Below are 9,505 nucleotides of genomic sequence, written 5' to 3'. Positions count from 1 at the left end.
GCCAAACCGGCACCCGCGCCCGTTGCCCAGTCGGCGCCAACACCGGCGCCGCCCGCCCCTCCCAAGGTCGACGGCCAAGCGCTGGAAGGCGGCTACCTCAAGGGTTTGCGCAACGAGTTGGACACCTACAAGCAGTACCCCACCGGACGCCAGGCCTCCCTCGAACGCCCGACCGGCGAAGTGGTGGTCTGGCTGCTGGTAGATCGCCAGGGTCGGGTTCTCGACTCCGGCTTGCAGACCCAGGCCTCGAGCATGTTGCTCAACCGTGCGGCCACCAACAGCTTGCGCCGGATCAAGCAAGTCAAGCCGTTCCCCGAGCAAGCCTTCGGGGGGCGCAATGAGCAGCGCTTCACCGCCACCTTCAACTACAGCGTGCAATAAGCACCCGACACCAGGACGACAGTGATGAGGTTCACACGGATTCATTTGGCACTCGTTGCCGCAAGCATGGGCCATGGCATGGTCATGGCCGACACCCGCGACAGCGACGTCGGGACGATTGGCGTTCAGGGCAAAGCTACGGCAGGTGGCGGCTACATGGTGCAGGAAGAAAGCATCAAGGGCCGCTCCACCGTCACCAAGGAAGCGCTGGATAAACAGACCGCCACCGGCAACGCCGTCGACAAGCTCAAGTATACCCCGGGCTTGAACATCTCCAGCGAAGACGCCACCGGCCTGTCGGGCTTTCGCTTCACCATGCGCGGCCTCAACTCCGACCAGGTCGGCATGTCGGTAGACGGCATGCCGATCAACGACTCCGGCAACTACGCGCTGTACTCTAACCTGCTGGGCGACCCGGAAAACATCGAGCAAATCTTCGTTACCCAGGGCTCGGCGGAAGCCGACGGCCCGCACATTGGCTCCAGCGGCGGCAACATCGGCATCGTGACCATTCGTCCGACCAAGGAAACCGGTGCCTTCGTCAAACAGATCATGGGCAGCAACGCCACGCGCAAGACCTTTGCCCGCCTCAACACCGGCGAGATCAACGGCCTGAGCAACTGGCTGTCGGCGTCCCATACCGAAGGCCAGATGTGGCGCGGTTCGGGCGCCGTGCGCGCGGATAAAGTCGAGTGGAACAGCTTCTTCGACGCCGGCGATGGCAACACCGCCAACCTGATCCTCAAGTACCACGAGCAGGACAACAACAGTTACAGCCAATTGACCAAGGCCCAGTACCAGCAGAACGGCCGCAAGTACGACCCCTACCCGGCCACGCCTGCCGTGGGCAGTAATGGCAAGTACAACAGCTATTACGCCCTGGCGCAGAACCCGTTCCAGACCTTCACCGCCGTGCTCAACACCCAGTTCAAGCTCGCGGACAACCTCGCGCTGTCGGTGATCCCGTATTACTACTGGGGTAATGGCAGCGGTGTCGGCTCGTCCAGCTATGCCTTGAACCGCGGCTCGAACCAGGGCGGCGTGTTCGACCTCGGCAACCTGCCTACCGGCGCCCAATACAACGCCGATGGCACCCCGAACAGCGGTGTGTACTACCGCCCTTCGCGCACGCAGACCTGGCGTCCGGGCATTACCACCAAGCTGAACTGGGACCTGGGCGATCACAGCGTGCAAGTGGGTTACTGGTATGAACGCGCACGCCAAAGCCAGACCCAACCGTTCATTCCGCTGAAGACCAGCGGCAAACCGGTCGACACCTGGCCGGACTCCAACGACGCGGTGGTCGATGCCAATGGCAACACCATCCAGGGCCGCGACCGTTTCACCGTCACCCCGGCACAGAAGGTCTGGGCCCAGGACACCTGGTACCTCAACCCGGACTGGACCCTGGTGGCCGGCCTGGCCTACATGAACGTCAAGCGTGACGGCACCAACCACGGCAGCCTCACCGAACAGGCGGAAAAACGTAACCAGACCTACAACAAACTGCTGCCCAACGTCGGCCTTAAATACCAGCTGGATGAACGCGATCAATTGTTCTACAGCCTGTCGCGCAACATGCGCATCCCGCAGAACTACGTGCTGTACGACAAGGGCGCCGGCTCCATCGATGCCAAGCCGGAAACCAGCTGGAACCACGAACTGGGCTGGCGCTACACCGATAACGACATGACCGTGGCCGCCACCTTGTTCTACATGCAGTTCAAGGACCGCCAGGTGTCGTCGCGCGACATCAACGGTGACTTCGCCGACATCAACGCCGGTTCCGTCAACAACAGCGGCCTGGAACTGGAGTGGAGCGGCCTGCTGCCCAATCACTTCAACTACTACACCTCCTACACCTACACCAAGGCCGAACAGCAGGACGACCTGACCGTCTACAACGCCGGCCAAGCCATTCTCTTGCCCACCAGCGGCAAGCAGTTCGCCAACGTGCCGAAAAACATGCTGGCCGCCAACATCGGCTACGACGACGGCCGCTTCTACGGCACCTTCGGCGGCAAGTACACCAGCAAGCTCTACGGCGACCTGACCAACGACGAAGCGATTTCCGGGCGCACCGTGTTCAACGCCGGCGCCGGCATCTACCTGCCGGTGGACAAGAAAGTGGTCAAGGACGCGACCCTGCGCCTGAACGTCGACAACCTGTTCGACAAGAAGTACCTGGACGGCGTGTACACCACCAAGACCAACGCGGCCACCTACGGCGGTTTTCGCGACGGCGACCCGGCTTACATCGTGGGCCTGGAACGCACTGTGACGGTTTCCCTGGAAGCCAATTTCTGACGGCGAGGTAATTGAACATGGACATGAATCTGCTCCACGACATCACCTTTTATGTGATGTATGCCGCGATGGCCGTGGCCATCTTTATCGCTATCGAGCGCGGTATCTACTTCGCTTACGTGCGTCGCCAGGCCCGCGCGCTGACCGAGGTGCTCGGCGCCCACGTGCACAGCGAACGCGACCTGCCGGAAAGCTTGACGCGCCGTCACAGCCTGCCGCTGAACATGGTGCTGCCGGTCCTGGCCCAGAAAGCGACGCAAGGGTCGCGCAAGGACCTGGATGACGTCATCGAAACTCAGTACCTGACCACCCGCGCGCCACTGGCTCGCAGCCTGTGGATCATCGAAACCATTACCACTGCCGCCCCGCTGCTGGGCCTGCTGGGCACCATTCTGGGCATCATCGACACGTTCAAGGCGCTCGCCACGGCCGGCGTGTCCGACCCAGGGCAGATTTCCGGTGGTATCGGCACGGCGTTGTTCGCCACTGGCCTGGGGATCGCCATCGCGCTGTTCTGCGTGGTGTTCCACAACTTCTTCCAGGACAGCCTGGAGCGCATCAACGACCAGCTGAAAATCCTGCTGATCCGCGCCGCCACCGGTGCCCGCGTGCAGGGTGAACTGCCGCACCTGGTGCCAACACCGCTGCATAGCCGCACGGCGTAAACGTTCAAGCGGGCGCGCAATGCGCCCGCGTTCTTCTGTGACAGGAATGCCTATGTCTGTTTGCTTGAAATTACGCCTTGCAGGCCTGGCCGGCGTGCTGATGAGTCCGCTGGCACAGGCGGATTTTTCGATTCCAGGGTTTGAGTTGGTGCACACCGTGCCCGTGGAAACCGCCCTCGGCACACCCGACTTGCGCCAGCCAGGGCCGGTCTGGAGCGCGTTGTTCGACGGCGCCAGAACTCGCATCGATATCGGCCAGTTCTACGCCGCTGATCACCCAGGCTCGGTAATGGAACAGGTGATCGAGCGCCTGGAAGCCGCCGGAAAACGCGGTGTGAAGATTCGCTTTTTACTCGAAGAAAAGGGTTTGAAGCTGTCGGAACCGGCCACGCTTGAGCGCTTGCGCGCGATCCCCAATCTCACTTTTCGCGTAGTGCCCTACGCCCGAGTAAGCGGCGGGATCATCCACGCCAAATATATGGTGGTGGATGGCAAGCAAGCATTTGTCGGCAGCCAGAATTTCGATTGGCGCTCGCTGGAACACATCCACGAAACTGGATTGCGCATCAGTGATGCAACGGTGGTCGGTCAGGTGCAGGCGATCTTCGAGCAGGACTGGAACGCCCAGCAGGCGCTGACCGCCAATCAACCGGTGCCGCTGCCTGTTGCGGGCCAGGAGCCGCCGCGCACCGGCAACTACCTGGTCGCCAGCCCGCAACGCTATAACCCGCCCGGCGTAGGCGATTCACAGTTGGAACTGCCACGCTTGCTGGGCGAGGCCAAAAAGGAAGTGCGCGTGCAATTGCTGGACTATGCACCACTGTCCTACGGACCAGACAAGACCCGTCCGTACTACGCGGTGATCGACAACGCCGTGCGCGCAGCGGCGGCACGTGGGGTGTCGGTCAAGCTGATGGTGTCCAACTGGAACACCGACAAGCTCGAACTGCCGTACCTGAAAAGCCTGGCGGTGCTGCCTAACGTTCAAATCAAAATCGTCACTCTGCCGCAAGCCAGGCAAGGGTTTATCCCTTATGCGCGGGTGATCCACAGCAAGACCATGGAAATCGACGGCCAGGTCGCCTGGATCGGCACCAGCAACTGGCTGGGTGGTTATCTGGATAATTCGCGTAACCTGGAAGTGGTGATGCGCAGCGAAGCGATGGCCCAGCGTGTTGGGCAATTGCATGAGCAGTTGTGGGATGGCCCCTATGCCAAACCGTTGAACGTGGTCGACGACTACCCCGAGCCTCACCCTGGCCAGCCTTGACCAAGGGCACCAAGGTAATGGTAGTGTGTGAAAATGTTTCTGACATATCGATCAGGAACGTCCTCCTCACTACCTGCAAAGGAATGCGTCTCTCCATGCACTTTTCACTCAAGCAACTGGCGGCTGCCACCTTGTTCGTCGCCGGCCTTTCGGCTGTCACCACACCCGCTTTCGCTAACATTACGCCCGACCAGAGCACGGCGATTCTCAAGCGTTTCAACGAAAGCTCCGTCACCGATTTCCGCGGTTTTCTCGGCACTCTGGCCAAGGGCGACCTGGGCAAAACTGCCGATGTGGGCTCGGCGATCAATGCCTTCCTCGACAACAAAACCCTGAGCGCCGACCAGCAGAACGAAATCAATCGCCTGCTGGGCATCTATACCCGCGTGAAATACGGCAAGGCCGCCATCGAAACCCTGCGCGAGCTGGTGGAAATCCCGACGTTTAACGTGGACGGTGTGCCGCAGTACCAGAACCCGGAATTCATCAAGATTGCCGGCAAGATCCAGGCCCTGGCGAAAAACTTCAACCTGAACTTCCGCAACATCGATAACCGCGTGTACGAAATTTCCCTGGAAGGTAGCAGCGATGAAGTGGTCGGCATTCATGCCCATGCCGACGTGGTGCCGGTAACCCCGGAAAACTGGGTGTTGAAAGACGGCACCCAGCTCGACCCGTTCAAGGTCACGCTGATCGGCGACCGCATGTATGGCCGTGGCACCGAGGACGACAAGAACGGCATCGTCGTGGCCATGTACGCCATGAAGGTGATCAAGGAAGAGAAGCTGCCGCTGGCGCGCAATTTCAAACTGTTGGTGGACACCACCGAAGAAACCTCCGGCGACGCGATCCCCTATTACTTCGAGCACAACCCGACGCCGCAGTACAACCTGGCATTGGACGGTGGCTACCCGGTGGTGATTGCCGAGAAAGGCTACGGCACGGTCATGGCCACCTTCCCGCGCCGCAAAGGTGAAGGCAAAGGCGCGGAAATCATCTCGATGACCGGCGGCATGGCCACCAACCAGATTCCATCGGCCTCGGTAGCCACGTTGATCAGCGACAAGCCTGCCGAGCTGGCGGCCAGCCTGCAAACGGCCGGCGCGGACTATGCCAAGCGCAACGGCGGTGACTTCCAGGTGACGGCCAACGTGGTCGGCAAAGAGGTCAAGCTGACGGTGACCGGCGTATCGGCACACTCCTCCGAGCCGCAATCGGGTATCAACCCGGTGTCGCGCATGCTCGAGCTGATCCACAGCGTAGACGGCAAGATTGCGCTCAAGCACAACCACATCACCGATGCGGCGCGTTATGCCGCCGACAACTGGGGCCTGGATTATCTGGGTGGCAAGTTGGGCGTCGGTTTCTCCGATGAGTTCATGGGGCCGTTGACCACCTCGCTGACCTTCGTCGGCCTGGATGACAAAGCCTTCAAGCTGGCCGTCAACCTGCGCGTACCGAAGGGCAAGTCGCCGGAGAAACTCAAAGCCGAAATCGCCGACAAACTCAGCGCCTGGGAAAAACAAACCAAGGTCAAGGTGGACTTCACTTACTCGGTCGCCGAACCGATGTACCGCAACCCGGAAGGCGAATGGGTGAAAGCATTGTTGGCCGTGGCCACCGAGAACCTGGGCATGGAGCACACGTTCGGCACGTCCGCCGGTGCGACCTCGGTGCACGAGCTGCCCAATGGCGTGCAGTTCGGCCTGGCGCGGCCCGAGGTAAAGTACACCGGGCACACCGACAATGAGTTCAAGACGGTCGACCAGTTCTTGCTGGACCTGCAGATCGTCACTGAAATGATGGGCCGGATCGGGCAGTTGCCGAAGCTCTGAGTGAAGGTCGAGCCCGCCGCAAGGGCGGGCTCGACACGTGCACACCGGACCTCAGCCCGCCGCGCCCACGAACGGCAGCGCCAGGAACAACTTGATCACCACCGCGTTGGTGATATCAATGAAGAACGCGCCCACCATCGGCACCACCAGAAAGGCCATCTGTGAAGGGCCAAAGCGTTGAGTCACCGCCTGCATATTGGCGATTGCGGTAGGCGTGGCACCCAGCCCGAAACCACAGTGGCCTGCCGCCAATACGGCCGCATCGTAGTTGCTACCCATCACCCTGAACGTCACAAAAATCGCAAACAACGCCATTAACAGCGCCTGCGCGGCCAGCAGAATGACAATCGGCAAGGCCAGCGACTTCAGGTCCCAGAGCTTGAGCGACATCAGCGCGATCGCCAGGAACAGCGACAGGCTGACATTGCCCAGCAGCGACACTTCACGTTCGAACACCGGGCACCAGTCCAGTATCGACAAACCGTTGCGCAGCACTACGCCGACGAACAGCACGCACACAAACGTCGGCAGCTCGAAGGCTGTGCCTTGGATGAAACCACTCAGGAACGTCCCGACTTGCATGCTGATCGCCAGCAACGCCAGGGTCTCGATAAACGAAGATGAAGTGATCATGCGTTCTTGATTGGGCTGCTCGAACCCTTTGGGCAGCTGCGGTTGCACGTGCTCGCCGCCCGGCACCTGGACACGCTTGATCAGCAAGCGCGCGACCGGACCACCAATCAAGCCACCCAGCACCAAGCCAAACGTCGCCGATGCAATCGCCAGTTCAGACGCGGAAGCCACCCCGTGCCGCTCATTGAACACCACACCCCATGCGGCGCCGGTGCCGTGCCCACCCGACAAGGTGATCGAGCCGGCCAGCAAGCCCATCAACGGGTCGAGCCCCAGCGCTTTCGCCAAGGCGATACCCATGACGTTTTGCATCACCAGCAACGCCGTCACGACCAGCAGGAAAATCCCCAGTACCCGCCCGCCTTTCTTCAGGCTGGCAACGTCTGCATTCAGGCCAACGGTGGCAAAAAACGCCAACATTAATGGGGTTTGCAACGAAGCGTCGAAACGCACCTCGACATCCGCCAGCACTCGCAAAGCCAGCAGTAATGTGGCAACCAGTAACCCACCCGCGACCGGCTGCGGAATACTGTAGGCCCGTAAAAAGTTGATGTGAGCCACCAGCCAACGCCCCAGCAATAGCACCAGCGACGCGGCGACCAGGGTCGAATAGAAATCAAGTTGAAGCATCTGGGCAATTCTCTGAGGAGAGCGAGGAGAATGATCAGCCCAGAGTAGAGAGAGTGGATCGTGCAAACACCCACCAGACATTGATTACAGACTATTCCGGCGGAACCAATGAAAATTCTTACAGGCCAGAAAAAAGCGACACAAACAAAAATGCCGATCATCTCTGATCGGCGTTTTGATTGAATATGGAGCGGGAAACGAGGCACTCATTTATCGTGTAATTCGTTAATTCCAAAGAGGTTTTAGGTACGCCTCGTTGGTTCACAGGCTACATTTTCACTACTTAGGCTAAGCTGGCAACTCCTGCATGAAAGACTGATAGCCAGGAGTCTAGGTGCGCCCATGTAACGCCGCGCGGAATATGCCCCCCCTCAAGGCCTCTAGCCACTTCTGCCGCCGAAAGGCGCCCGCCAAAGACGGTCAAAACTGACAGCCTATTACATCAGCAATTGTAGGACGGCTCTCGATCGTTCACGCCCTATTGAGGCGCCAAATCTTGTCAGCCTAGAGTGGCGCCAGCAGCGAACTTCCATACAGGACTGGCGTTGCATGTCTGCAACCAACCTAGATAGAGAAGAGTGCACGCGATGAGTGACGCCGTATCAAACAGAGCCACCCACACAGAACCAACATCTGTCGCCTCGCCCGAAAACACCCTTGAAGCGACGTCTACTGGCACCAAACCTGAACCGCTGCTCGCAGATCCCGAATTCGATATGCGTGGACTGGCCTGGAACCCCCTCTGCGATGCCGCCACGCCGCTGATCGGTCTGGTGATCCGCCTGCGGCGTCTGGACCGGCACGACGATGTGTCCGCAATGTACCAAAGCGTCAGCAACCAGATCACCACGATCATGGAAGAAGTCAGCCAGCTCGACTACGACGCCGGCATGCTCAAGGCCTACTCCTACAGCCTGTGCCTGTTGGTGGATGAGGTAGTCATGAGCACTACCTGGGGCAAGTCCTCCACTTGGAGTGAACGCTCACTGCTCAGTCAGTTTCATGAGGAGACGTGGGGCGGCGAAAAATTCTTTACCGTCATGAACAACATGATCCCCGAAGCGGCCAGGTACCAGCATGTGCTGGAGTTCATGTACCAGTGCCTGATCTCCGGTCTCAAAGGCAAATATGGTGCCCATGCCAAGGGCGATGACGAAATACAAAAAATCATCGACCAGCTGCATGGCCTGCTGCGCCCCCTGCGTGGCGAAACACCCAAGCGCCTGACCTACCCGTTGACCAACGTTGCGCCGCGTAACTACCGGATCAAACGCACGTGGCCATTGTGGACGCCATGGGCACTGGCCGCTGTCGTACTAGTCACGGCCTACACAATCTACACCCTGCGACTGAACGCCATCACCGAAGAAGTCCTCGCCTCACTGGACAAAATTCTCAAGCTCTAACCCCCATGTAAAAGCCATGAGCAGCCTCATACCTGCCGTCGTTTTGGTCGGTCACGACCATGCTTGTATAGCGTTTGGCCCAGTCACTGTCGCCAGTGGATCAAGGAGTTTCACTGTCAACGGCCGGGCTGTTGCCCGCGTCGGCGACAGCACCGACCACGAAGGTGTACTGGAAAACGACGACGCCAGCTGGTTGATCAACTGACCCGGACTCACCATAAGGAAGCCCCATGCCCCGTCAAAGCGACCTGCGCTACACCTTCGAACCGCTGCGGGGCGATCCCTTCGAAGTGGTCTCGTTCACCCTTCAAGAGGGCCTGTCCCAGCCGTTCAAACTCGAACTGGAGCTGGTCAGTCACCACCAGGCCATCGACTTCT

Annotated in this window: 8 protein-coding genes; 7 read left to right on the top strand and 1 reads right to left on the bottom strand. The window is 59.8% G+C overall.

From position 1 onward, the window contains the following. From WBR57_RS23305 to WBR57_RS23285, 5 genes are all read left to right on the top strand, one after another. Positions 1-381 (top strand): energy transducer TonB family protein (locus WBR57_RS23305; protein ID WP_424087042.1); only part of this gene is annotated, 381 nt, incomplete at its 5' end. Between the two features lie 24 nt (positions 382-405). Beyond that, a complete protein-coding gene (locus WBR57_RS23300) occupies positions 406-2,688 on the top strand; it encodes a TonB-dependent receptor (protein ID WP_424087040.1) in 2,283 nt (760 codons plus the stop codon). Positions 2,689-2,705: 17 nt separating this feature from the next. Beyond that, the gene (locus WBR57_RS23295; RefSeq protein ID WP_424087038.1) at positions 2,706-3,353 is read left to right on the top strand and encodes a MotA/TolQ/ExbB proton channel family protein; all 648 of its coding nucleotides are present in this window, start codon (positions 2,706-2,708) and stop codon (positions 3,351-3,353) included. A gap of 52 nt (positions 3,354-3,405) precedes the next feature. Continuing rightward, complete coding sequence (locus tag WBR57_RS23290; protein WP_424087036.1) at positions 3,406-4,623, top strand: phospholipase D-like domain-containing protein; 1,218 nt, start codon at positions 3,406-3,408, stop codon at positions 4,621-4,623. A 95-nt stretch (positions 4,624-4,718) separates the two neighbouring features. Beyond that, positions 4,719-6,458 (top strand): dipeptidase, encoded by a 1,740-nt coding sequence (locus WBR57_RS23285; RefSeq protein WP_424087034.1) that lies wholly within the window; start codon positions 4,719-4,721, stop codon positions 6,456-6,458. Positions 6,459-6,509: 51 nt separating this feature from the next. On the opposite strand, the gene gltS is transcribed toward WBR57_RS23285, so the two are convergent. Next, a complete protein-coding gene (gene gltS / locus WBR57_RS23280; RefSeq protein WP_424087032.1) occupies positions 6,510-7,721 on the bottom strand; it encodes a sodium/glutamate symporter in 1,212 nt (403 codons plus the stop codon). Between the two features lie 716 nt (positions 7,722-8,437). On the opposite strand from gltS, the gene icmH reads away from it, so the two are divergent. Then, positions 8,438-9,127, top strand: coding sequence for a type IVB secretion system protein IcmH/DotU (gene icmH / locus WBR57_RS23275; protein ID WP_424087030.1), 690 nt, complete (start codon positions 8,438-8,440; stop codon positions 9,125-9,127). Between the two features lie 28 nt (positions 9,128-9,155). Next, positions 9,156-9,332 carry a PAAR domain-containing protein gene (locus tag WBR57_RS23270; RefSeq protein ID WP_424087044.1) on the top strand — a complete coding sequence of 59 codons (177 nt, stop codon included), beginning with the start codon at positions 9,156-9,158 and terminating at the stop codon, positions 9,330-9,332. Positions 9,333-9,505: the final 173 nt, after the last annotated feature.

Origin of the sequence: Pseudomonas sp. (genome assembly GCF_049590575.1) — a bacterium.
Classification (GTDB): domain Bacteria; phylum Pseudomonadota; class Gammaproteobacteria; order Pseudomonadales; family Pseudomonadaceae; genus Aquipseudomonas.
Note: the sequence above shows the minus strand (reverse complement) of the source record. Positions and strands in the feature narration are given on the sequence as shown.